The sequence below is a fragment of the Paenibacillus sp. S-38 genome, from assembly GCF_049942825.1.
In the GTDB taxonomy this organism is placed as follows: Bacteria; Bacillota; Bacilli; order Paenibacillales; family NBRC-103111; genus Paenibacillus_G.
In genome coordinates, this window is the sequence record NZ_CP187970.1 from 8,140,253 (window position 1) to 8,162,776 (window position 22,524).

General features: G+C 56.9%; 24 protein-coding genes. 4 read left to right on the forward strand and 20 right to left on the reverse strand.

The features are described from left to right. Positions 1-87: 87 nt before the first annotated feature. Both ACP26L_RS35680 and ACP26L_RS35685 read left to right on the forward strand, forming a co-directional pair. A complete protein-coding gene (locus tag ACP26L_RS35680; RefSeq protein ID WP_426455234.1) occupies positions 88-678 on the forward strand; it encodes a TetR/AcrR family transcriptional regulator in 591 nt (196 codons plus the stop codon). A gap of 16 nt (positions 679-694) precedes the next feature. Next, complete coding sequence (locus tag ACP26L_RS35685; protein ID WP_426450359.1) at positions 695-1,831, forward strand: FAD-dependent monooxygenase; 1,137 nt, start codon at positions 695-697, stop codon at positions 1,829-1,831. A gap of 160 nt (positions 1,832-1,991) precedes the next feature. On the opposite strand, the gene rlmH is transcribed toward ACP26L_RS35685, so the two are convergent. The 3 genes from rlmH to ACP26L_RS35700 form a co-directional block, all read right to left on the reverse strand. After that, positions 1,992-2,471: a 23S rRNA (pseudouridine(1915)-N(3))-methyltransferase RlmH gene (rlmH, locus tag ACP26L_RS35690; RefSeq protein WP_426450361.1), complete on the reverse strand. Its 480-nt coding sequence runs from the start codon at positions 2,469-2,471 to the stop codon at positions 1,992-1,994. Positions 2,472-2,565: 94 nt separating this feature from the next. Then, positions 2,566-2,733, reverse strand: a complete 168-nt coding sequence (locus tag ACP26L_RS35695; protein WP_269870161.1) for a CxxH/CxxC protein — start codon at positions 2,731-2,733, stop codon at positions 2,566-2,568. Between the two features lie 198 nt (positions 2,734-2,931). Next, on the reverse strand, positions 2,932-4,170 hold the full coding sequence (locus ACP26L_RS35700; RefSeq protein ID WP_426455236.1) for a S1C family serine protease: 1,239 nt from the start codon (positions 4,168-4,170) through the stop codon (positions 2,932-2,934). A 192-nt stretch (positions 4,171-4,362) separates the two neighbouring features. Between ACP26L_RS35700 and ACP26L_RS35705 the strand changes: the two genes are divergently transcribed. Next, on the forward strand, positions 4,363-4,635 hold the full coding sequence (locus tag ACP26L_RS35705) for a hypothetical protein (protein WP_426450362.1): 273 nt from the start codon (positions 4,363-4,365) through the stop codon (positions 4,633-4,635). 101 nt (positions 4,636-4,736) lie between these two features. Here the strand turns inward: ACP26L_RS35705 and ACP26L_RS35710 are convergent, their stop codons facing one another. The 6 genes from ACP26L_RS35710 to ACP26L_RS35735 form a co-directional block, all read right to left on the reverse strand. After that, positions 4,737-5,540 (reverse strand): MBL fold metallo-hydrolase, encoded by an 804-nt coding sequence (locus tag ACP26L_RS35710; RefSeq protein WP_426450363.1) that lies wholly within the window; start codon positions 5,538-5,540, stop codon positions 4,737-4,739. A 13-nt stretch (positions 5,541-5,553) separates the two neighbouring features. Then, positions 5,554-6,309 carry a two-component system regulatory protein YycI gene (yycI, locus tag ACP26L_RS35715; protein ID WP_426450365.1) on the reverse strand — a complete coding sequence of 252 codons (756 nt, stop codon included), beginning with the start codon at positions 6,307-6,309 and terminating at the stop codon, positions 5,554-5,556. A 56-nt stretch (positions 6,310-6,365) separates the two neighbouring features. Further along, the gene (locus ACP26L_RS35720; RefSeq protein WP_426450366.1) at positions 6,366-7,652 is read right to left on the reverse strand and encodes a YycH family regulatory protein; all 1,287 of its coding nucleotides are present in this window, start codon (positions 7,650-7,652) and stop codon (positions 6,366-6,368) included. After that, the gene (walK, locus tag ACP26L_RS35725) at positions 7,649-9,484 is read right to left on the reverse strand and encodes a cell wall metabolism sensor histidine kinase WalK (RefSeq protein WP_426450368.1); all 1,836 of its coding nucleotides are present in this window, start codon (positions 9,482-9,484) and stop codon (positions 7,649-7,651) included. The genes ACP26L_RS35720 and walK overlap by 4 nt, the downstream gene beginning before the upstream one ends. Before the next feature lie 22 nt (positions 9,485-9,506). Beyond that, positions 9,507-10,235, reverse strand: coding sequence for a response regulator YycF (gene yycF / locus ACP26L_RS35730; RefSeq protein ID WP_426450370.1), 729 nt, complete (start codon positions 10,233-10,235; stop codon positions 9,507-9,509). A 191-nt stretch (positions 10,236-10,426) separates the two neighbouring features. Continuing rightward, positions 10,427-11,995, reverse strand: a complete 1,569-nt coding sequence (locus ACP26L_RS35735) for a peptidoglycan DD-metalloendopeptidase family protein (RefSeq protein WP_426450371.1) — start codon at positions 11,993-11,995, stop codon at positions 10,427-10,429. 378 nt (positions 11,996-12,373) lie between these two features. On the opposite strand from ACP26L_RS35735, the gene ACP26L_RS35740 reads away from it, so the two are divergent. Beyond that, positions 12,374-12,631 carry a hypothetical protein gene (locus ACP26L_RS35740; RefSeq protein ID WP_426450372.1) on the forward strand — a complete coding sequence of 86 codons (258 nt, stop codon included), beginning with the start codon at positions 12,374-12,376 and terminating at the stop codon, positions 12,629-12,631. A gap of 123 nt (positions 12,632-12,754) precedes the next feature. Here ACP26L_RS35740 and ACP26L_RS35745 read toward each other — a convergent pair whose 3' ends face one another. The 11 genes from ACP26L_RS35745 to rpsF all read right to left on the reverse strand — a co-directional run bounded on the left by ACP26L_RS35745 (position 12,755) and on the right by rpsF (position 22,486). Next, on the reverse strand, positions 12,755-13,471 hold the full coding sequence (locus ACP26L_RS35745; protein WP_426450374.1) for a hypothetical protein: 717 nt from the start codon (positions 13,469-13,471) through the stop codon (positions 12,755-12,757). 166 nt (positions 13,472-13,637) lie between these two features. Beyond that, on the reverse strand, positions 13,638-14,921 hold the full coding sequence (locus tag ACP26L_RS35750) for an adenylosuccinate synthase (protein ID WP_426450376.1): 1,284 nt from the start codon (positions 14,919-14,921) through the stop codon (positions 13,638-13,640). 443 nt (positions 14,922-15,364) lie between these two features. Further along, positions 15,365-16,732 (reverse strand): replicative DNA helicase, encoded by a 1,368-nt coding sequence (gene dnaB, locus ACP26L_RS35755; RefSeq protein WP_426450378.1) that lies wholly within the window; start codon positions 16,730-16,732, stop codon positions 15,365-15,367. Between the two features lie 212 nt (positions 16,733-16,944). Continuing rightward, on the reverse strand, positions 16,945-17,388 hold the full coding sequence (gene rplI / locus ACP26L_RS35760) for a 50S ribosomal protein L9 (protein ID WP_426450380.1): 444 nt from the start codon (positions 17,386-17,388) through the stop codon (positions 16,945-16,947). Continuing rightward, entirely contained in the window at positions 17,385-19,349 is a 1,965-nt protein-coding gene (locus tag ACP26L_RS35765) for a DHH family phosphoesterase (RefSeq protein WP_426450381.1), read from the reverse strand. The genes rplI and ACP26L_RS35765 overlap by 4 nt, the downstream gene beginning before the upstream one ends. 29 nt (positions 19,350-19,378) lie before the next feature. Further along, on the reverse strand, positions 19,379-20,314 hold the full coding sequence (locus tag ACP26L_RS35770) for a DUF2232 domain-containing protein (RefSeq protein WP_426450382.1): 936 nt from the start codon (positions 20,312-20,314) through the stop codon (positions 19,379-19,381). Positions 20,315-20,319: 5 nt separating this feature from the next. Beyond that, a complete protein-coding gene (locus ACP26L_RS35775) occupies positions 20,320-20,622 on the reverse strand; it encodes a MazG-like family protein (RefSeq protein ID WP_426450384.1) in 303 nt (100 codons plus the stop codon). Positions 20,623-20,670: 48 nt separating this feature from the next. Further along, a complete protein-coding gene (locus tag ACP26L_RS35780) occupies positions 20,671-21,096 on the reverse strand; it encodes a CBS domain-containing protein (RefSeq protein ID WP_426450385.1) in 426 nt (141 codons plus the stop codon). Between the two features lie 196 nt (positions 21,097-21,292). Further along, complete coding sequence (rpsR, locus tag ACP26L_RS35785; RefSeq protein WP_426450386.1) at positions 21,293-21,583, reverse strand: 30S ribosomal protein S18; 291 nt, start codon at positions 21,581-21,583, stop codon at positions 21,293-21,295. A gap of 43 nt (positions 21,584-21,626) precedes the next feature. Next, a complete protein-coding gene (gene ssb / locus ACP26L_RS35790) occupies positions 21,627-22,112 on the reverse strand; it encodes a single-stranded DNA-binding protein (protein WP_426450387.1) in 486 nt (161 codons plus the stop codon). An 89-nt stretch (positions 22,113-22,201) separates the two neighbouring features. Further along, the gene (gene rpsF / locus ACP26L_RS35795) at positions 22,202-22,486 is read right to left on the reverse strand and encodes a 30S ribosomal protein S6 (protein ID WP_013921589.1); all 285 of its coding nucleotides are present in this window, start codon (positions 22,484-22,486) and stop codon (positions 22,202-22,204) included. Between the last annotated feature and the right edge of the window lie 38 nt (positions 22,487-22,524).

Sequence of the window (22,524 nt, forward strand, 5' to 3'; positions counted from 1 at the left end):
GCCCGTTTGACAAGCAGCAAAAACAATATTACTATGACCATAGTCATTGAATGACCTCGGTCATTATTGGAGGTGGAAGGCAAGATGATGCTGAGAGAATCGCGTAAGAGAGAACTAAAGGAACAAATTTTTTTACAAGCTCTTCAGCTTTTTCACGAAAAGGGGTTCGAGCAGGTCACGGTTCAGGAGATTACAGCTAAGTGCGGCATTGGGAAGGGAACTTTTTTTAATTATTTCGCGAAGAAAGAAGACATCCTGCTTTATCTTGGAGAATCCCAGATCGATTTGCTGCAGCAGAGCATAGAGAAGCATCGGAATATCGACCATCCCAAAGAACAAATTATGCACGTGTTGGACGATCTGCTTCTTCACTTTTCATCACACAGCGAACTCATGAAACTGGCTACAATGGAAATCATGAAATCCGTTTCCCTAGCCGGAAAAGAATCAAAAAGCGTTCAACAATTGCATCTGCATCTGGCATCCCTGATCGACCGTGCAAAACAAAACGGTAAACTGCACAGCCGCTGGGAAACGGATGTCATCGCCACAACGATTGTCGGCGTCTATTTCCATACGATCCTGTCATGGACACTGCTGGAAGTCCAACATGCAGCCATAAGCGAATCATTCAGAAAACAATTGGATGTCGTCTGGGAAGGTATTGATCGTATCTAGGAGGCGGAGATAAGTTATGTCACAGATAGTCCTGATCATAGGTGGCGGAATCGCTGGTCTATGCGCCGCGATCACCTTGCAGCAAATAGGGATGAAGGTAAAAGTGTACGAAAGAAGTACCGAGCCAACGGTTGCTGGGGCGGGTATCATTATCGCCCCGAATGCTTTGCAGGCGCTAAAGCCATACCGCATTTCCGACGAGATCATTCGTCAAGGGTATCCAAGCGACGGCTTCCATGTATTATCGGATCGAGGCCGACCCATCACTCAACTTGCAGTTCCTTCCGGATATGGCAGCTTACATTCCATCCATCGCAAGGACCTCCATCATATTCTTTTATCTGCGCTCCCTCCCGACACGGTAGAATGGGGGAGATCATTTTTGCAGCTTGAGCAAAAGGATGACCACGTGCGGGTTGCGTTCAGTGACGGCAGTCAAGCGGTGGGCGACTTGGTCGTCGCTGCGGATGGAATCCACTCCAACATTCGCAAACAAATTTTTCGAAAAAATATCTATCGCTATGCCGGCTATACCTGCTGGCGCGGTGTTGTTTCCGTTGACGGTCTTCCAGGCTTATCTCATCGGTTTATCGAGACGTGGGGAACGAAGGGCCGTTTCGGTATCGTCCCGCTGCCAAATAACAAATTGTATTGGTATGCGCTAATCAATGCCCGCCAAAGTGATCCCCGTATTGCGAATTATTCTACGAAGGACCTGCATCGCCTGTTCCAGAACTATCATGATCCCATACCAAGTCTGTTGTTGAAAACGTCATCCCAGGACATGATCCATCGCGATATCGTGGATATAGCACCTAGGGAACACTTCTACTCCGATCGGGTTGTTTTTATCGGCGATGCTGCTCATGCTATTACCCCTAATATGGGACAGGGCGCCTGCCAAGCGATGGAGGATGCGCGTATTCTGGCCGAATGCCTTCGCATACAGAGCAATTATCAGGGAGCATTCGCAGATTACGATGCCAGACGCCGAGAGAGAATCGAACAAATATCAAGACAATCCTGGAAGATCGGAAAAATGGCGCAATCTGAAAGCTTCCTATTCACTAGTTTCAGAAATCGACTAATGAAGCATGCCCCTAAAAGGATCTATCGCAACCAGGCACAGCACTTGTACCAATTTCAGCTCTAGGGCTGAAGCCTTCGACAATGCGGAAAAACACTGTGCTCGGCCCGGGGGTTGGCCACGTACACCGACATGCTGGTCGTGTCGCCATGAAACGTCCGTATAAGAATGTAACTCGCATATAGTTGTAACGTGGATTTGCAGCTTTCTTCTGCAAAAATTCGCATCATTTGTGATACGGTTCCCCCCGCATAATCCGAAACGCCCTATACACCTGCTCCACCAGCACGAGCCGCATGAGCTGGTGGGGCAGCGTCATGCGCCCGAACGAGAGCTTGAGATCGGCGCGCGCCAGCACCTCGGGGGCGAGGCCGAGCGAGCCGCCGATGATGAACGCCACGGAGCTGCGCCCGTACGTGGCCAGGTCCTGCAGCTGCCGCGCGAGATCCTCGCTCGAGAGCGGCTTGCCGTCGATTGCGAGGGCGATGACGAACGCGCCCTCGTTCACCTTCGCGAGGATCCGCTCACCCTCGCGCTGCTTCACCTGCGCCTCTTCCGCGGCGCTGAGGGTCTCCGGCGTCTTCTCGTCGGGCACCTCGACGATCGAGACTTTGGCATAAGGGCCGAGCCGCTTCGTATACTCCGCAATCCCCTCGACCAGGTACTTTTCCTTCAGCTTGCCGACCGTTATCATTTGGATGTTCATCGCGCAGTAACCCCTTTTCATTCTCTATATAAGCAAAAAGAAGGCCGCCCCAGGCCAGCCCTCTTCCATTGTTGTGTGCTATATGGTTGTAACGTCAGACCACCAGGAAGCGTCCCGGACCGGCGCACCGCTCGCAGTGGGAGGGTGCCTCCCATGCCTTGAACTCCACTTCGTCCAGATCCACGATATCCGGCGCGTCTTCGTACTCGTCAACGAACATGTCGATAGCCAGTTCCAAGTGCTCTTTGCAAACCACGTGCATAACCGAAACCCCTTTTTTCTCTCTTGTGCTGCGCATAGGCAGGCTGCAAACCTTATGTTCTTAGTGTACCCCAAAAGGGGACATCTCACAACCGCCAGTTTGAACCTTACGCGCCTCACTCACCTACGCCATTACTCACTCGCGGTGACAGCAGCACATCCCTGACCCTCACATACCGAAGCGACCGACGGCAATCCTTTACCGGTCCTTCAGCTCCTCCAGCTCGAGCTGTGCGTAGTTCTTCTTGGCTCCCCGGTAATAGGTCACCTGCAGCTTCTCTCCGACCCGCTTCTGGCTGTAGATATACTTGCGCAGCGCCAGGGTGCTGTCGACCGGCTTGCCGTCCAGCTCGACGATCACGTCGCTGCTCTTCAGCCCCGCATCCTTCGCCGGTCCCACAACGTCGAGCACCAGCACGCCCTTCTTCACGTCCGAAGGCAGCTCCAGCCCTTCCGTGCCCTTATAGGCCTGCAAGTCCTGCGTAACCACGCCCATGTAGGGCCGCTTCACCTTCTGCTCCTTGATGAGGGTGTCGATGACGCCCTTGGCCTGGTTGATCGGAATCGCGAAGCCCAGTCCCTCCACACCCATGTCGGCCACCTTCATGGTGTTGATCCCGACGACCTTGCCCTCGAGGTTCACGAGCGCGCCGCCGCTGTTCCCCTGGTTAATGGCCGCATCCGTCTGGATGACGTCCATCTCCCAGTCGAAGTCCCCTTCCTGCCCGAGCGTCACGGGAATCGTCCGCTTCGGCCACGAGATGATGCCCTGCGTCACCGTCGGCGCATAGCCAAGACCCAGCGGGTTGCCGACAGCAATCGCCGTCTCCCCGGGCTGAAGCGCATCCGAGTCGCCGAACTCGGCAAGCTGCTTGATTCCGGCTCCGTCCATCTCCAGGACCGCGAGATCGGTGATCTGGTCGCGCCCGAGCAGTGTCGCAGGCCGCTTCTCGCCGGAGATCGACACGACATCGAGCTGCGAGAAGCCTTCCACGACGTGGTTGTTCGTCACAATCCGCACCTTGTCACCGGAGCGGTCGAAGATGACGCCGGAGCCGAGTCCCATCGCCCCGCTTTTGGCTTCGCCTTCCCCGCCGCCGTCCAGATTCGACCCGACGATACTGACCACCGTCGGTGCGACCTTCGCTGTGGCCCCAACCACCGTATCGCTGCGGAGGCGGTCTTCGCTGACCCCCTGAGCCGCCGTCGGAGCCATCGCGGCAACCGCTTCGGCACCGGCAAACGCGCTCTCGTCGGCTTCCTTGACGCTGTAGGCGAGGATCAGGGCGGTGAAGACCACGGCTGCCCCCGCCGCCGGCAGCGCCCAGACGGGAAGAACCTTCGGCAGCTTCCATCCGCGCCGGCGCTTGGGTGCCCGCCAAGCATCCCGGACCGGCAGCGATACCTTCGCCGTATAGAAATCATCATCATCGAACAAACTCACTCCGCCGCCCCCTTAGGCCGGTCTGTTCGCCGCTCCCACCGCGTCCATCCGGTTCCATACCTTGTATACCCATTGTACCGTAACCCTAGCAGTACAAACAATTAGAGAAAAGAGGAATGATTCTCCTCCTGCTAGACTAGACTAAGAACATGAAGAAGAATCCCCCGAGCGAAAGGATGAGGACTCATGACCACGAGCAATAACCGCGTACACAGCCACCTCGACGAGATCGAGTGGATCGGCAAGATCGCCGACCTGAAAGAAGAACATTACCGCCAGACCCTGGTGCTCAGCGCCTTGATCGAGCTGCTGGCCGATAAGGGCCTTCTCACGGTCGCGGAGCTGGCCGCCAAAGCCCAGGGGCTCGAAGTCATCGACACCCCGGCCGAGCCGAACCTGGCGCGCACCCAGCACGACCTGGACTCGCTGGAGATTCCTCCGGCGGCAGCGGAAGCCTGACAGCAGCCAAGACGCAATGCAGACAAGCAGTCCGGCCTACAGCACCACCGCACCCTAAGCTGGCGCGTACCCGCACAAACTTAAGTCGCCGCTTCCTTGCCCTAGTCCTCGCCCACCTGATCCCACTCGGTCGCCCGGTTATGATACGTTCCCATGAGCTTTGCCCGGTGATCGTCCGGCTGCAGACGGTCTTCTACCATGTTATTCACCGTCAGCTTGGCCAAGTCGAGCATGTTGTGGTCTAGGCTGAGATGCGCGAGATAAACGCGCTTGGTCTTCGTCGTCATGACATCGACCAGGCCTTCTCCCGCCGCTTCGTTGGACAAGTGCCCCATGTCCCCGAGAATACGGCGTTTGATGTTCCACGGGTAGCGTCCCATCCGCAGCATCTCAATATCGTGATTCGATTCCAGGATAAGCACATCGCTGTCCTGGATTTTTTCTTTGACCTTGGAGCTCATGTACCCGAGGTCGGTCGCCAGACTCAGCTTCTCTTCCCCTTGATAAAAGCAGTACCCCACCGGCTCCGCCGCATCGTGGGAGATGCCGTACGACTCCACCTGCAGGTCCCCGAACTCGCGCATCTCGCCCGTCTGCATCACGCAGCGGTTGCCTTCGGCGATCTCGCCGATGCTGCGGTCGAGCTCCTCCCACGTTTTCTCGTTGGCATAGACCGGCAGATCGTACTTCCGGGCGATCGCCCCGAGACCCTTGATATGGTCGGAATGCTCGTGTGTCACGAGCACCGCATCCAGATCCTCCGGCGACATGCCTTTCTCCTTGAGCAGCCCCTCCACTTTCTTCGCGCTGAGCCCCGCGTCGATGAGCACCTTGCCCTCATCGGTCGAGACGACCATCGCATTACCCGTCGACCCGCTGGCCAGCACCGTAAACCGTATACCCATGAATCATTTCCCCTTACTGCCTGCTTTTTGGATTCAGCGGTTCCTCCACCGCCCCGTTCAGCGCATGGACATAATAGGTCAGTCCATTGCCGAGCGATACCCGCCAGGACGGCCACATGTTGCGTGTCTGCGAATTCGATACCTGCTCGTGATAGCCGAGCTGTACGCCGCGGATCACCGAGCCGTTCGGCAAGTAATTCTCTATCAGGCGCCGCAGCGCAATGTACGCCGTGATCACCTTCTGCTCCTTGAGCTCGTCTCCCTCGGCCTGCGGCTGAACCTCGACATAAGACTGCGTATACGAAGTCACCATGCCGTTCTGCTCGAGGAGCTTCAGCTGAACGTCGAACATCGGCAGCCTGCCGTACATCTGCTGGAATACATACGTCCCGCCGGTGCTGCCGACAGGATCATACTCGTACACTCCCGTCTTGGGAATGCCGGTCTTCGCCAGGATGTCCTTGAACCCGCTCCGGTTGATCAGCGGATCGAAGCGCAGCGGCTCCGCGACCGGCTTCGGCACCTCCACCGACAGACTCTCGTCGATCTTCACCACGATCTCCCGCAGCTTCGGCACGTCCTTCGGGATGTCGGCCGGCACCTGGATGTTCTTCAGCTTTACGAGCTTCTGCAGCTCTTCCGCCACCCCGCTGTTGTTCGCCTCGAACTCGAGCAGGTCCGCCCGGCTGGTGATCAGCTGGAACGCCAGCAGAATATTCAAGATCAGAAAAGACAGTATCAATATGGTCTTGGCCCGGCCCCAGTCCATCCGCCGAAGACCTCCCCTCTTGGGATTACCGCTTATGCCCGGGCTGACGGCAGCCCCTACTCGATAAACTCATACGTTCCGTCACGAAGCTCCGCCGCCCATCCCGGAACAAGCTCCAGGGTCCGGTCCGTGATCACCGGACGGTACGCCGGGAAGACCGAGTAGACCTGAGCGATCCGCCCGTACTGCTGCAGCTTCGCCTCAAGGACTGCGCCTCCCGGGAGAATCACATCCCTGCGGACCGCACTCCGCACGTCAGGCATCATCGTGGAGCGTTCATAGCTGGAGACGATGCCCTTTTGGACGACAATCTTGACGAACCCGATATTCTCGCCGCGCTTGCCTATCACGGGATACGCATCGTAATACTGGCGGAACACATAGGCCCCGCTGCTTGGAAGCAGCTGCTGGGGCACCTTCTGCAGGCCGTAGGTTCCGTTCCATCCCCCATGCTGGTTGATGAATTGGACGGCCGAACGCAGGTTGTCCTTCAGGTCCTCCTTGTTGTCCACCGACGGTGCGACCGGGTCGGAATACGTCAGCCACCGCTGCTCGCCGCGCATCTGCAGCCCCCGGGTGCCGTCCATATAAATATCCGAGCCGTCCCACTCGGTCAGAGACCGGGTCAGCGCCGGGTCGACGAAGAAGGTCCGCTTCAGCTGGTCTTCCGTCAGCTGGGTATAGCTCATCGTCGGACTCGAGACCGTCAGGTTTCCCTCCGGCAGATAGTAGTCCTGCGGCATATATTTGTAGGGGGGATAGCCATCGTCCACCTTCACGAACTTCTCGATATCCTTGACCGAGAAGTTGGCCTCCGCCTCATACAGCGTGCTGGCCGTATCCGTGAAGAGAATGGTACGCACCTCATTGTTCTCCTGGGCGAAAATCCAGATCCTCGTGATGAGATCCCCCTCCGCCGGCAGCTCGCCTTTGATCTGCATAACCTCCTGCAGCACATCGAGCGGCAGACCGTCGCGGAATCTCACTTCAAGTCCGGGACGCTTGCTCCTCACTTCATCCCAGCTCAGCCCCAGAGCACCGAGCGTCGTTTTGTGAAAATTCTGCATGTACCGCTGGTTCACGATATTCACGATCTCCCGGTACTGCGGCCGCTCCAGATCCGCGAACAGCACCGTATGCCGGTCATTGCCCAGATGCAGCACCAGCTGGTCAGGGAACAGCATATCCGGCAGCGGAATCTGTCTGCCGAGCGTATCGGTCTTGATGTATTCCTCCGGCACGACCGGATCATACTTCGGATAGCTGTAAGCCAGCAAATAGCTCAGAAAAATGCTCAGCAGCACGAGGAAGGTAAGCAGCCCGGTCTTCAGCTTCTCGATCATAGGGCCTCCTCCTCTTCATGGAGATACGGCAGCGTGAAGGTGACCCGGGTCCCTTGTCCCAGCTCTGAGTCCAATTGAATCGTTCCCCCGTGCGCTTTTACTATTTCCCGGGCAATCGAAAGTCCCAGCCCCGTACCGCCCGCACTGCGCGAACGGGCCTTGTCGACCCGGTAGAACCGGTCAAATATGCGGCTGAGGTCCTTCTTCGGAATGCCTATGCCGTTGTCCTGCACCGAGATCTCCAGTGCAGCGGTATCGAGCCTTCTCGCGTGAATGCGGATATGCCCGCCCTCCGGCGTATACTTGATCGCGTTGGAGATCAGGTTGTCGAGCACCTGGTCGATCCGGTCCCGGTCAAGGGTAATCTCCTCCACCTCCGGCTCCACATCCACCGTGATGCCGATCATCCGCTGCTCCAGCTGGAACGAGAAGCGGTCGGCCGTCTCCTCCAGCATCTCGGTCACATCCGCCGTATCCTTGGAGATGATCGCCTGCTTCGAATCGAGCCGCGAGAGCTGCAGCAGGTCCGTCACCAGCCGGATCATCCGCTCCGTCTCGCCCCGTGCCACGCTGACGAACTTGCCCGCCAGCTGCGGCTCCTCCAGAGCTCCGTCTTCGAGCGCCTCGAGATAGCTCTTGATCGTCGTGAGCGGCGTCCGCAGCTCATGCGAGACGTTCGCCACGAACTCGCGCCGGGACTGCTCGAGCTTCTCCTGTCCGGTCACATCCTGCAGCACGGCGATCGTCCCGGCCGCTCCCTTGCCCTTGCTGTAAATATTCGTATACGTCACCTTGACGTGCAGCGGCTCTTCCTCGCCCTCATGGTAGAACTCCATCATCGTCGATTTGTTCCCGATGCCTTCCGACCGGGTCATCTGCTCCTGGGAACCCAGCAGCTCGCTGAGCGGCATGCCGAGCGTCGTATCTTCGTTCACCTGCAGAATCTGCTTCGCCCGCCGGTTGATCACGATGATGCGGCCGAGGTCGTCGGTTGCAACCAGCCCGTCGTTCATGTTCGAGAGGATGGAAGCGAGCCGCTCCTTCTCCTCTTCATTGAGCGAGAGAGCTTCACGCAGCCGCTCCATCATGAAGTTGAACGTGTTGCCGAGCTGGCCGATCTCATCCTGCCCCATGATCTGCACCTTCTCGTCGAAGCGCCCCTCCGCCACAGCCGTCGCCTGACGGGTCAGCGCCTTGATCGGATTGGTGATCGTCGAGGAGAGCAGGACACCGAGCAGCGCCGTCAGTGCGAGGGCGATCAGAGTGCCGGAGAACAGGAACCGGTTGATCCGGTTCAGCGTGTTGTACACATCATCCATCGAAGAGATGAGATACACGGCGCCGAGCACCTTCACCCCGGAGCCGATCGGCTTGGCGATGATCATCTTCCGCGTCCCGTCGAGGTCCGTGAACATCCGCTGGTTGTCCTTGATCCCCTGCAGCGCCCGGGTGACCTCCGTCTGCGTATTCTTGCTCCCGATGACCCCCTGGTTCGAGGCCAGCGAAGTCGTCAGCACCTCTCCCGTCTCGCTGATCACCTGAATCTCGCCCTTCGATATCGTAAAGAGGCTGTTGACGAACTTGTTGAGCCGGTCCAGCGCCTCCTTATTGTTCTCCGCATTATTGTCCAGCGTGCCGATCATGTAGCTCTCGACCCACTGGGCGAGCAGCAGCGCCTGATCGTCGCGGTTCTTCACGAAGTCGCTCTTCAGCGAATCCTCGAGCGTCTTGATGAAGTACACGCCGATCATCTGCATGGCGATTAAGATCAGGAGCACGTAGATAATAATGAGCTTCATCTGGATCGATTGAAAAAAACGGACGCCCTTCATCTCCCGCTCACTCCGTCCCCGTTTAGAAGCTGCCGGCATTCATTTTCGGGTTGCGCATCATGTAGCCCAGTCCCCGCCTCGTGATGATGTACTCCGGCCGGCTCGGGTCATCCTCGAGCTTCTCCCGAAGCCTGCGGATCGTCACATCGACGGTCCGCACGTCGCCGAAGTATTCGAACCCCCATACGGCCTGAAGCAGATGCTCCCGGGTCATCACCTTGCCGCTGTTCTTCGCCATGTACTGGACAAGCTCGAATTCCCGGTGGGTCAGATCAAGCGGGGAGCCGTCCTTGTAGACCACATACATGTCGGTGTCGATGAACAGGCTCAGGATGCGGATGCCCTGCCGCTGCTCTTCTTCAGCTTCCTGCGCAGGTGCGGCCTGCGACTTGCTCTGCCGCCGCAGATGCGCCTTCACCCGGGCGAGCAGCTCCCGTGTGCCGAAGGGCTTCGTCACATAATCGTCAGCGCCGAGCTCCAGACCCAGCACCTTGTCGATCTCGTTATCCTTGGCCGTCAGCATGATGATCGGCGTGTTGAGCTTCTGCCGCACCTCCCGGCAGACGTCCATGCCGTCCTTCACGGGCAGCATGAGATCGAGCAGGATCAGATCCGGTTCTTCTGCGTAAGCGAGGTCCACGGCCGCTCCGCCGTCATAAGCGCAGATGACCTCGTGCCCCTCTTTTTCAAGATTGAACTTTAATATATCGGCAATCGGTTGTTCGTCGTCCACTACCAGAATTTTGGCCACTGTTCCGTCGTCACCGCCTATTTTCCTAACTCGTCTTCCTGCTCTACCATAGGGCAGGGATTCTATTATTTTACCATACTCGGACACAAAAAGAGACAGGGAAGCGGCAGTCCCCTGCTTCTTCCATGTCTCTATTACAGGGCTGGTAACGCCCTTGTGTCTTGTCTGAACCCCGCTAAGCCGCGCAGCAATTACCGGTTCAGGAACTTCAGCGGATTCTGCGGGCTTTCGTTCACCTGTACTTCGAAGTGCAGATGTACCCCCGTCGAATTGCCCGTTGATCCCATATAGCCGATCTTCTCGCCCTTCTCCACGATCTTGCCGACTTCCGTATCAATCTCGCTGAGATGCCCGTACAAGGTACGGTAGCCGTTGAGATGATCGAGAATGATGCAGTTGCCATAGCCGTCCTTCGTGCCGGCGAAGACGACCTTGCCGTTGTCCGCGGCCATGATGTTGCGGTTGCCGGTCAGGTCGACCCCCTTGTGCAGAGCGCCCCAGCGCGTCCCGAAGGTGCTGGTAATATTGGCGGAGGCCACCGGCCAGGCGAATTTACCCGTTCCTTCGCCTTTGACAACCTTCGTGCCCTTCTTCTGCACCTCTTTCACCGGCTGCTTCACGATCTCTTCGCTGACGACCGTCTCGTTCTCGAGCATGCCGTTGACCTTGGTAAGCTCGAAGGTCACTTTCTTCATCCCGTTCTGGCCCGGAGAGATGACTTCCACCGTCCCCAGACGCATGCTGTCGTCCTGCTTGTACTCGATCTCATGCTGGATCTCCTGGCTCTCGACAACTTTCTCCACCGTTCGCACGGAAAGGGCAGGCTGAAGCACCGTCAGGTCGAGCACCTGGCCGACTTTGATCATATCGTCGGTAATGCCGGGATTGTTCTGGTAGATGACCTGCTTCGGGATGCCGAACTTCTTGGCGATACAGCCGACGCAGTCCCCTTCCTGCACGGTGTATTTGGTAGGCGCCATGTTGCCTGTCTCCAGCTTCGTCTGCAGCTCCTCAGGCTTCATCAGGTCCTTCGGATCAATCTTGACCTCCTGGAATTCGACCTGCTCCACGAAATCCGCCTTCTGCAGCTCCGTCGATACGGGGACCGAGGCCGGAGCGGACAGCACGGACACCTTGCCCGGCTCCTTTTTGCCCGCGACGGTGGCGACGGCCTTCGATTTGATCTGTTCGAGCACCTGCTTCGCCGTCGCTTCGTCTTTGACGATGCCGGACGGTTTGCCGTTGACGACAAGCTGCACTCCTACCGGATAGCTGCTGAAGTAACCCTCCAGCTCCTTCAGTACCACCGCTTCCTCGCCCTTTGGCTTGAAAGCCTTTTCAGCCTTCAATTCGATCTTCGGTTCGACGACGACCATCTTAGCTTCGCCGGTCGTCTTCGAGAGCTCTTCCCGCTTCGTCTGCTTGAACGCTTCGACCTGCGACGGGTCCACCACCATGCCGATCTCGTCACCGTTGGCGTAGACGCGGTAGTAATCCGCCATACCGGCCTCCACGTACGAATGCCCGCTCCATACCACCGCCACCATGAGTGCTGCAGCCGATACCGTCCGGAAGACCTTTCCTTTATGTACTGCAGCGGTTTCTTCTTTATGTGAAAGCGGAGTCCCCGCTTCTTTCATTTCCTCGGAACCTTCTGTCGCGACTGCTTCTGCATGTTCCATGCTGTCGGAGCGCTTCTCGGATCCTCTAAGCTTGTTCATCAGGTCCTTGAACCGTTCCATGCCCTTGAAAACGTTCATTTTCTTCTCCTTTTAAGCCGTTTTTTGCCGCACTCGACAATCAGCCGCAGGCTCTTGGTTCATCCTTGAACCCCTGCACTGTCTTCCTGATCCGCTTTCTGCACGTACTGCCGATCGCTGTTCTTTGCAAAGAACAACCTATCGTTTGGATAGAAGCGGGCACCCTGCCCCTCCATATCCGCCACGCACAACAAAAAATCCCGGTCGCCCGGGTCTCAGGCTGCTTCCGATTTGCACATAAAAACACCTAAAAATAGGGACGATAACCATAGCACCAAACTTCTTTACATACTGTACCATAGGAAGTCTACTATTTTCAACAAAACGTGAATTACCACACCATTTGATAGATTTTCGCGAAAGGGGAATACCGGCACCATGGAACATATAACAGCCTCCTTCCGGAGCCAGGCTGATAGAGAGCAGGCGGCGGAAGCACTCCGAAAGCAGGGCGTGGTCGATCTTCAGTTCGAATCGGGCCCTGCAGGGGGGGCTTTGACCCCAGGTACGTTTGCCATGAGCCGTGGGGATCTGGCTGCCGATACGCGGGGGAGCTGGCTCATGCAGATTCTCGTAGAATCTTCACGGCGCCGGCAGGCGGAAGACACGGTCGCACTCTTTGGAGGACAATACTAGACCATTCGCAGGCACTCCGGTTCCTCAGAGGGTGGAGGAGCAGGAAGTATTGTCCATGTACCTTCTCTGGTGAATAGACTACCATGCACGAGTACAAAAAACGCCCTGCAGCTCAAAAGAGCCTCAGGGCGTTTGCGTTTGGGCCTGCTTCTCGATCATACCGAGCAGCTGCTTGTACTCCTCTTCCTTCAGGTTCCTCTGCAGAACCTGCTCCAGTTCCTTCAGCTCGGCTGCGGTGATGCCGTCCTCGAGCAGCAGCGAGATCTTCTGCATCTCTTCCGGCGGTACCCGGTTATACAGCATCCCGAACACCTTAGACTTGTCGCTCTCCGAGAGCCCGTCCTTCAGCTTATTGAACTCCTCGCCCGACATGACGATCTTCTTGTCAGCCTCCTGCCCGGAGTCCTGACTTCCCTGCAGCTGCGAAGATGACTGCCGGCTCCATACGGCTACCGCATCATCCGGCTTTCGGTATGGGTCGACCGGCCTCTGATCCCCTGCTCCCGGTGCCGCTCCGCTCCCCGAACCGCTGCCTCCGCCGCTGGTGGTGCCGGATTCGGCATCCGGCACCGTGCTTGGCTGCGCCTGGGCTGCTACGGCCAGGTCTTTCCCGCCCGCAGGGCTTGGCTCCGATACCGCCGAACCCAGGCCGAGCTGGGCGCTGAACCGGCCTGCAAAGCCGCTCCAGTCGATCTTCTGTCCCGCAGGACGCTGGATATGGTACTGGTCGAGCAGCATATCGACATACGTATTGACCGCCAGGAACGTCAGCGCCACACAGCAAACGGAGGTCACTGTGGCCGTGACACCCAGTCTAACCAGGCTCTTCAACCATTTCATTCGTTTCCTGCTCCCTTCCGGTTCAGTCCCACTTCCCTATCAGTATTGACCTATTTGTGGGAACTCAACCGCAGAAGCCGGAAGAACGCAAAAACCCCGGCGTCCCATGGACATCCGGGGTTATACGGCCACACCTTATCGGGTTGCCGCGTATAAGCAAAGCTGCTTAGTAGATTGGCGCTACGAGATTCGTCTGCTCGCGATTGCGGCCGACCGAGAAGATCGCGATCGGAATCCCTGTCAGCTCGGAGACGCGCTCCAAATACTTGCGTGCGTTCGCAGGCAGGTCCTCCATCTTGCGGACGTTCGACAGATCTTCGGACCAGCCCGGAAGCTCCTCATACACCGCTTCACACTCTGCCAGCATCTTCAGGGATGCCGGGTAGTGCTCGATGATCTCGCCGCGGTACTTGTAAGCCGTGCAGATCTTCACCGTCTCCAGACCGGCGAGCACATCAAGGGAGTTCAGGGACAGGCCCGTGATCCCGCTGACACGGCGGGCATGGCGCACGACGACGCTGTCGAACCAGCCGACACGGCGCGGACGGCCTGTGACCGTACCGTACTCGTGGCCCTTCTCGCGGATCCAGTCGCCGGTCTCGTTTGTCTGCTCCGTTGGGAACGGACCGTCACCGACACGGGTGGTGTAGGACTTCGCCACACCGATGATCTGCTTGATCTTCGTCGGGCCGACGCCCGAACCGATGCATACGCCGCCCGCCGATGGATTCGACGAAGTGACATAAGGATAGGTCCCCTGGTCGATATCGAGCATCACGCCCTGCGCACCTTCGAAGAGCACTTTCTTGCCTTCGTCGATCAGATCGTTCAGTACGACGGAGGTGTCGGTTACATAAGGACGGATCTGCTCCGCGTAGCCGAGGTATTCCTTGATGATCGTATCCGCGTCCAGCCCTTCAGAGCCGTACACCTGGCGGATCAGCACGTTCTTCTCGGCGACGAGGTGGCGCACCTTGCGCTCGAATTCTTCGGCGTCCAGCAGGTCGGCGATCCGGATGCCGTTGCGAGCGGCTTTGTCCATATAGCATGGGCCGATCCCCTTGCGGGTCGTGCCGATCTTGTTATCGCCCTTGCGCTCTTCTTCGAGACCGTCGAGCACGAGGTGATACGGCATGATCACGTGCGCGCGGTCGCTGATGCGCAAGTTGTTGGTCGTGAAGCCATTGTCATGGATGTACCGGATCTCTTCGAGCAGCGCGCCCGGATTGATGACCATCCCGTTGCCGATGACACAAACTTTATCTTCATAAAAAATGCCCGATGGAATCATCGTCAATTTATACTTTTTATCGTTGATAATAATGGTATGCCCTGCATTGTTTCCGCCTTGGTAACGAGCCACAACCTCTGCGGATTCCGCCAGAAAATCGGTAATCTTTCCTTTTCCTTCGTCTCCCCATTGGGTACCGACAACTACTACCGTTGACATGATTAAACTTTCCCCCCGAGAGGTGGAAACCACCTAAGTTTTGCCTTTAGGCATACTGACAAGCCTCCGAACCTGAGGAATCGGAGCCGCAGCCAAAGCACCATGATCAGTTTAGCAGTACACCGTGGTAAAGTCAACGAAAACGAACAATTTATATGCCGGGTATCCTATCGTTCGGAAAACATTCGACATTCGGCGTTACGATACGATCTTGATCTCCATAATCCGTTTGCAGTCCGCATAATAGGCATTTGACGTCCCCAGTCGGTGTTCTTCTGCCATCGATGCCTTTCCCCTTCGAAGCTTCCGTCCATCACCAAAACAAATCGATACTGCCCAACCCAAAAGAAAACAGCCGGGCATCGGCCCGGCTGTTCTCATAGGTGTGCTCTCTGTGTTCATGTTCCTCGTGCAACAAGCTGTATGGCGTTAATCATCTGTCGCTATCTGGCTGCACCTGCGGGCTCCTGGTGCGTCCGGTCGAGCCCGACGAACTTGTTATAGTTCTTGAGGAACGCGAGCTCTACCGTACCTACCGGGCCGTTACGCTGCTTGGCGATGATGATCTCGATGATATCCTTTTTCTCGGACTCTTTGTCGTAGTAATCGTCACGATACAGGAACGCGACGATGTCGGCATCCTGCTCGATCGAACCGGATTCCCGGAGGTCGGACATCATCGGGCGCTTGTCCTGCCGCTGCTCCACACCCCGGCTGAGCTGCGACAGTGCGATGACCGGCACGTTCAGCTCTCTGGCAATCTGCTTCAGCGTACGCGAGATCTCGGAGACCTCCTGCTGCCGGTTGTCGCCCTTCCCGCGGCCGTGAATGAGCTGCAGGTAGTCGATCAGGATCATGCCGAGACCCTTCTCCTTCTTCAGCCGCCGGCACTTCGCGCGGATATCGGCCACCGTTACGGCCGGAGAGTCGTCGATGTAGATGTTGGCCTCGGACAGGGAGCCGATTGCCATCGTCAGCTTCTCCCAGTCGTCATTCTCGAGGAAGCCCGTCCGCAGACGCCCCGCATCGACATTGGCTTCGGCACAGATCATACGGTTAACGAGCTGGGCCGCGCCCATCTCGAGCGAGAAGATCGCCACGGTCTCCTTCTCGCGCACCCCGATGTTCTGCGCGATATTGAGGGCGAAGGCCGTCTTACCTACGGAAGGCCGCGCCGCTACGATAATAAGGTCGGACCGCTGGAAGCCCGAGGTCATCTTGTCGAGGTCGGCGAAGCCGGAGCGTACGCCGGTCGTGCTCCCCTTCTGGTTGTAGAGCATCTCGACCTTATCGAACACTTCCATAAGCACGTCCCGGATGGCGTGAAAGCCGGAGCCGGAGCGCGACTGTGAGATCTCCATGATGCGCGCTTCCGCATCGCTCAGGAGGCTGCCGATCGTGTCTTCACCTGAATATCCATCGGTGACGATCTGCGTGGCCGTCCGGATCAGACGCCGCAGCATCGCTTTTTCTTCGACGATCTGTGCGTAATAATCGACGTTCGCCGCCGTCGGAACCGCGTTAGCGAGCTCGGACAGGTAGGTGATCCCCCCGACATCCTCGAGCTGCTTCTTGTTCTGCAGACGCGCGGTCAGCGTGATGAGGTCGACCGGCTCGTTCGCTTCCGCCGTCTCGATCATCGCCTCAAAGATGAGCTGGTGGGAGCCGCGGTAGAAGTCTTCGCTCTTCACCCGTCCCATCGCTGTCGCAAGCGCATCCCCGTCGAGCATGATCGCTCCGAGGACGGCCTGCTCCGCTTCCAAGTTCTGCGGAGGGATGCGATCCATAAACATTTTCTCGTTCACGTTCATCCGTCTTCCTCCCCTGATGTACACTGATGCCTGGTAACCCGGGATTACCGTACGCCTCCCGCCGGTGCCATAAGCCGGTACTCAGAGGCGCAGGACGACGAAGAGCAGGCACGTGGTTCCCCGCCCGCTCTTGCGCCGCCATCCTTATGACTTCCTACTTGGTATATCGACTTCCTGGAACGGTTCCAACAGCGGAACCGTCTTCCAGTTGGTTACTCTTCCGTCACATGAACCTTCAGCTTGCCGGTCACTTCCGGATGCAGCTTCACCACTACCTCGGTCACGCCGAGCGTACGGATCGGCTCATCCATGACAATCTTGCGCTTGTCGAGCTTCACGCCAAGCTTCTCGAGCGCTTCCGCCACCTGCTTGTTGGATACGGCGCCGAAGAGGCGTCCGTCTGCGCCGGATTTGGCTTTGACGCCTACCGTCATCTCGCCGAGCTTGCGTCCGAGCTCCTGGGCAGCCGCTTTTTCTTCGGCCTTCTTGCGGTCTTCGGCTTTCTTCTGGTTATCGAGAACCTTCAGCGTCGAATCGCTAGCCGGCGCCGCCAGGTTTTGCTTGAACAAGAAGTTCGCTGCGTAGCCTTCGGAGACTTCTTTCACTTCGCCTTTCTTGCCTTGGCCTTTCACGTCTTTCAGGAGGATGACTTTCATTCGAATAACCCCTCTTCCGCATGAATTTCGCTTAAAATTTGTTTGAGCTGCTGAGTCGCCTGCGACAGTGTGCCTTCGATCTGGGTCGCCGCGTTCGTCAAGTGTCCCCCGCCGCCCATCCGCTCCATCACGACCTGTACGTTCATTTGACCGAGCGACCGGGCACTGATCCCGATCCGGCCGTCCGGACGCTCCGAGATGACGAAGGAGGCCAGGATGCCGGTCATCGTGAGCAGCGTATCAGCCACTTGGGCGATGAGCAGCTGGGAATACTTGCGTCCCGGCTCGTTCACCGCCAAGGCGATATGATCATAGATCACGACGGCGTTCTTAATGATCTCCGCCTTCTGGATGTACTGCTCGAGGTCTTCCTTCAGCAGCCGTTGGATGAGCGACGAATCGGCCCCGTTGCGGCGCAGGAACGAAGCCGCCTCGAAGGTCCGCGCCCCCGTACGGAGCGAGAAGCTCTTCGTATCCACCACAATACCGGCGAGCAGCACCGTCGACTCGAGGACCCCCATGGTGAGCCGCTCGTGAAAATACTGCAGCAGCTCCGTTACGAGCTCGCACGTCGAAGACGCATAGGGCTCCATATAAACGAGCGTCGCGTCGTGGATAAAGTCCTCGCTGCGCCGGTGATGGTCCACGACCACCTTGCGCTGCGTCATCTGCAGCAGCCGCGGCTCCGGCGTCATGGAGGCCTTGTGTGTATCCACCACGACCGCGAGCGTCCGGGCATTCGTAATCTGCAGCGCCTGCTCCGGGGTAATGAACCAACGGTTGAGCTTCTCGTCCTCGTAGATCGTCTCCATCAGCTTCTGAATGGACGGATTCACGCCTTCAAGGACAATATAGCCTTCCTTGGTGCTGACATGGGCCATCTTCAGCACGCCGATCGCCGCACCGATGGAATCCATATCGGGATTGCGGTGGCCCATGATGATGACCTTATCGCAGTCCTTGATGAGGTCGCGCAGGGCATGCGAGATCACCCGGGCTCTCACGCGGGTCCGTTTCTCAATGGCATTGGTCCGGCCGCCGTAGAACGACAGGCGCTCGCCTACCTTCACGGCCGCCTGGTCGCCGCCCCGGCCTAGGGCCATATCCAAGCTCGTCTGGGCCCAGTGCCCGAGCTCCACGAGATTCTCAGCGCCGGAGGCGATCCCGATACTGAGCGTCATAGGCAGCTTGTTCTCGATGGTGATGTCGCGGACTTCGTCGAGCAGCTCAAAGCGCGACTGCTCCAGCGCCTTCAGGCCCTTCTGGTCCATGAGCAGCATATAGCGGTCGGACGACGTCCGCCGCAGATACACGTGATGCTTCTGGGCCCACTCGGTGATCTCGCCGGTGACCTTCGCCATCATGATGCTGCGTGTCTGGTCATCGAGCCCTTGGGTCGCTTCGTCCAGATTATCCATCATGACGATGCCGATCGCAAGACGCTCTTCTTCATAGCGCATCTGCAGCGACTTTGCCGCCGTAATGTCGGTAAAATAAATCAGACGTTCATCGGGCTTGATCTGTACCTCGTAAATTTGGCCCTTGCCTGCTGTGATTTCCATACGGAGGTCTTTCTCTTTGCGGTTCTTGAGCTGGGGGAACTTCTCATAGAGCCCCTCGCCGATCAGCGAGTCTTCCCCCAGCATCTTGGCAACGAACGGGTTATGCCATTCGATGTCTTTCTCCTCATTATAAAGCAGAATGCCCAGCGGCAGTTCATGGATGACTTCACTTCCCGCCCGCTTCACACGGTGGGACAGTGTAGATATATAATCCTGAAGCTCTGTGCGGAACGCCCGCTCCGCCTTGTAGGTGAAATAAACAAGCAGACCGGACAGCAGCAGTGCAATCACGCCAACTTCCCACTGGTACAGGAACATTAAGAAGATGAGCGCTGTCAGCAGGGCGAATATCCATACGATATGCATCCCCTGCCAACGCTTTAACAGGAACTTGGGCATTTCACTCGCTCCTACTCCCTTGGGTTATGTCACTTCCGGGCCGTCAACCGATCCCGGAGCGGAAACGCCACGTCGAACACACCCAACAAGCTGAACAGAAAATACGCCGGAACCGGAAACATCAGCAGAATGATAATTCCCGCAATAGGCAGTGTTTTGTTCCATCCTTTGATATGCGCGACATAAAAAAGGAAAGAAATGGCCTGCACCGAGAACACCATCATCAGCAGAGGCAACAGGTTCAGGATTACGGAAAACACCACCGACTGCGAATCCCTGACGAACATTTCAAGCAGCAGCCCGATCAGATACAGCCAGATGAAGGACCTTGGCAGCATCCAGTCCTTGACCGCCCGGAACGCCGGCAGCGATTCTCCCATCCGCACCAGCGCTTTGCGCGCCAGCCAGTGGGTTACGATAATATAGAAGAGCGAGAAGCCGATCATATACAGGGGCAGCAGCTGAACCATGATCTGGACCAATTGGTCCACATCGATCCCCATCAAGCCCTGAAGCTGCGGAGGCAGCGTATCGACGCTCTCGATCATGAACTGCTTCATCCGGCCCACCGGGTTCAGCCCCATCAGGTGGATGACCACGAAGCTGAGCAGCAGCTCGGCAAGCAGAGTCACCACACCGGCGGTCAGAACGGTTCGGGCTGTCGCCCTTTTCTTGTACAGGTTCCCCATCTGAATGACCGGCGGCAGCAAAAATACCGACAGAGCGACGAGCAGCACGCCGACCCACGGGGCGAGCCACAATGAGGTAATCAGATACACGACAGCCAGCGATATCGCATAATGCGCCACGAAAGGCTTGGCACCCAGCTTGACGTACATCACCAGGACGGGCACCATGACCAAGGCGATCGTCAGTAAACTCACGAGAGGCAGCAGGGTGGAGAGTAAAATCAGGATATAGGCTATGCTCCAGCCGAGCATGCGGGGGATGCGCTTTCCTTCCAAACCGTTCACCTCTTACGCAAATGATCTTCCAAAGCGGAGATGTCTCCGTACCATTCCTCGAGCTGATGCCCTTCTTCGCGATGCTGTTTCATCTTATCGAGGACGGCCTCGTCCAACTTGCGCGGAGAGATGCCGAGACGCCGGCCGAGGATATAGCAGGAGGCAATGAGGCTGGCGAGCCCGTCAACGATTTTGTACTGACTTCCTTCCCACATGCCTTTCAGCAGATGGGACAACTGATCGACAAGCTCGGTTTTCAGCCATTCGATGATTTTGGCCCGCTTGGCCAAATCCACATCTCTGTCCATACGTGACCCGCCGCACTCCCCTCTGCCCAGACACTTTTAGCTATTATATCATACTTCGCTTACCTTTTGTTCGGACTGCCAGAGCTTGAAACAGTAATCGATGATTTCCCTTCTGCGGATAATGCCGATAAATACGCCGTTATCATCTATGACGGGTACGTAGTTCTGATTGGTGGCGAGTGTAATGAGATCCTGCATCTGCTGGTCGATCCGGACGGGCTTGATGGCCATATGCTGCGGTACATCCTTGAGCTGTACCTTGTGGGCTCCTTCGAAGCCGATTTCCGGCGAACGCTTCAGCTTCCACAGCAAGTCTCCTTCCGTAATCGTTCCCACGTATTTGCCGTGGTCGTCGATCAGCGGGACGGCGGAATACCGGTGATACTCCATCCGCTCGAGCGCCTGGCGTATCGTCGAATGCGGCGACAGGCAGATGACCTGATCCTTCGGCACAAGGAAAAAAGCAATATTCACAGTTCTCCCTACCTTTCTCTACTCCCGCAAACTTCGCGGGCGGCTTGCCTTCTCATCATATCATGATACGCACCCCAATGAAAAATAAGACGTACCTTAGGCACGCCTGCAAGCCGGAAAGTGCCCGATCGGCACCATGGTATATAAAAAGAACAGCATCCCTGCAGAGCAGAGTGCTGTTCTTCTTGGCCAAAGCCTATTCCGTTGTATAAGGCAGCAGGCAGATTTGACGGGAACGCTTGATTGCGATCGTCAATGCGCGCTGATATTTAGCGGAGGTACCCGTCACACGACGCGGAAGGATCTTACCGCGCTCAGAGATGAACTTCTTGAGCGTTTCAATGTCCTTGTAGTCGATGTGCTTGATTTTGTTTACGGTGAAGTAGCAAACTTTACGGCGCTTACCGCCTTTTTTGCCACGACCGCCGAACTTTCTTTCGCCGCGCTCACCGCGGTCTTCGGAACGTTCTCTTTTCTCGAATGCCATTGTTCTCCATCCTTTCTACGTGGATTTGTTCCTGCCCTTCTACTTAGAACGGCAAATCATCATCGGAAATATCAATCGGTCTGCCGTCATCCTGGAAAGGATCCTGCTGCTCGCGTCCTCCGCCATAGCTGCCACGGTTACCGCCCCCACTGCTGCTTCCACCGCCGCTATTGCTTCCCATACCGGAGCCGTCTTCACGGTTCCCGCTGTTCGGCGATTCCAAGAAACGCACATTGTCGGCAATGACTTCCGTCACGTATACGCGGCGGCCTTCATTGTTATCATAGTTACGCACTTGAATGCGGCCTTCCACTGCAGCGAGCCGGCCTTTGCGAAGGTAATTCGCGCAGGTTTCCGCGAGCTGGCGCCAAGTCACGACCGGAATAAAGTCCGCTTCGCGCTGTCCTTGGTTGCTCGAGAACGGCCTGTCTACCGCCAGAGTGAACTGGGTAACAGCCACGCCTGCAGGCGTATAGCGAAGTTCAGGGTCACGTGTCAGTCTTCCGATCAGAATCACACGATTCAACATCCGTATTCCCTCCCGGATCCGCTGAAGCACTTCCTAAGGCCCGAGGGACTCAGCAAGTCTACAGCATGCTCAATTACGGCTTACAAGCCTTAAGCTACGTCGCGAACGATCATGTAACGAATGACTTCATCAGAAATCTTCATTACGCGGTCAAGTTCCGTGATAACTTCATTCGTTGCGTTGAAATGAACCAACACATAATGACCTTCACGAATCTTGTTGATCTCATACGCAAGACGGCGCTTGCCTTGCAGGTCTTGTTTCGTAACCTCGCCACCGTTGTTGATGATGTTTTGGAACTTCTCCACCGTAGCTTGAACAGCTTCCTGCTCGAGATCCGGACGGATAATGTACATCACTTCGTATTTGCGCATGTTGCCACCTCCTTTTGGACTAACGGCCCCTGAACTCG

Excerpts from the sequence above, each read along its gene's own strand:
- rlmH (WP_426450361.1), bottom strand. The coding sequence starts at position 2,471 with ATGAACATCCAAATGATAACGGTCGGCAAGCTGAAGGAAAAGTACCTG.
- ACP26L_RS35740 (WP_426450372.1), top strand. The coding sequence starts at position 12,374 with ATGGAACATATAACAGCCTCCTTCCGGAGCCAGGCTGATAGAGAGCAG.
- rplI (WP_426450380.1), bottom strand. The coding sequence starts at position 17,388 with ATGAAAGTCATCCTCCTGAAAGACGTGAAAGGCCAAGGCAAGAAAGGC.
- rpsR (WP_426450386.1), bottom strand. The coding sequence starts at position 21,583 with ATGGCATTCGAGAAAAGAGAACGTTCCGAAGACCGCGGTGAGCGCGGC.
- ACP26L_RS35695 (WP_269870161.1), bottom strand. The coding sequence starts at position 2,733 with ATGCACGTGGTTTGCAAAGAGCACTTGGAACTGGCTATCGACATGTTC.
- ACP26L_RS35745 (WP_426450374.1), bottom strand. The coding sequence starts at position 13,471 with ATGAAATGGTTGAAGAGCCTGGTTAGACTGGGTGTCACGGCCACAGTG.
- ACP26L_RS35705 (WP_426450362.1), top strand. The coding sequence starts at position 4,363 with ATGACCACGAGCAATAACCGCGTACACAGCCACCTCGACGAGATCGAG.
- ACP26L_RS35680 (WP_426455234.1), top strand. The coding sequence starts at position 88 with ATGCTGAGAGAATCGCGTAAGAGAGAACTAAAGGAACAAATTTTTTTA.
- yycI (WP_426450365.1), bottom strand. The coding sequence starts at position 6,309 with ATGGACTGGGGCCGGGCCAAGACCATATTGATACTGTCTTTTCTGATC.
- ACP26L_RS35720 (WP_426450366.1), bottom strand. The coding sequence starts at position 7,652 with ATGATCGAGAAGCTGAAGACCGGGCTGCTTACCTTCCTCGTGCTGCTG.
- ACP26L_RS35750 (WP_426450376.1), bottom strand. The coding sequence starts at position 14,921 with ATGTCAACGGTAGTAGTTGTCGGTACCCAATGGGGAGACGAAGGAAAA.
- walK (WP_426450368.1), bottom strand. The coding sequence starts at position 9,484 with ATGAAGGGCGTCCGTTTTTTTCAATCGATCCAGATGAAGCTCATTATT.
- ACP26L_RS35735 (WP_426450371.1), bottom strand. The coding sequence starts at position 11,995 with ATGAACGTTTTCAAGGGCATGGAACGGTTCAAGGACCTGATGAACAAG.
- dnaB (WP_426450378.1), bottom strand. The coding sequence starts at position 16,732 with ATGAACGTGAACGAGAAAATGTTTATGGATCGCATCCCTCCGCAGAAC.
- ACP26L_RS35685 (WP_426450359.1), top strand. The coding sequence starts at position 695 with ATGTCACAGATAGTCCTGATCATAGGTGGCGGAATCGCTGGTCTATGC.
- rpsF (WP_013921589.1), bottom strand. The coding sequence starts at position 22,486 with ATGCGCAAATACGAAGTGATGTACATTATCCGTCCGGATCTCGAGCAG.
- ssb (WP_426450387.1), bottom strand. The coding sequence starts at position 22,112 with ATGTTGAATCGTGTGATTCTGATCGGAAGACTGACACGTGACCCTGAA.
- ACP26L_RS35710 (WP_426450363.1), bottom strand. The coding sequence starts at position 5,540 with ATGGGTATACGGTTTACGGTGCTGGCCAGCGGGTCGACGGGTAATGCG.
- ACP26L_RS35765 (WP_426450381.1), bottom strand. The coding sequence starts at position 19,349 with ATGCCCAAGTTCCTGTTAAAGCGTTGGCAGGGGATGCATATCGTATGG.
- ACP26L_RS35775 (WP_426450384.1), bottom strand. The coding sequence starts at position 20,622 with ATGGACAGAGATGTGGATTTGGCCAAGCGGGCCAAAATCATCGAATGG.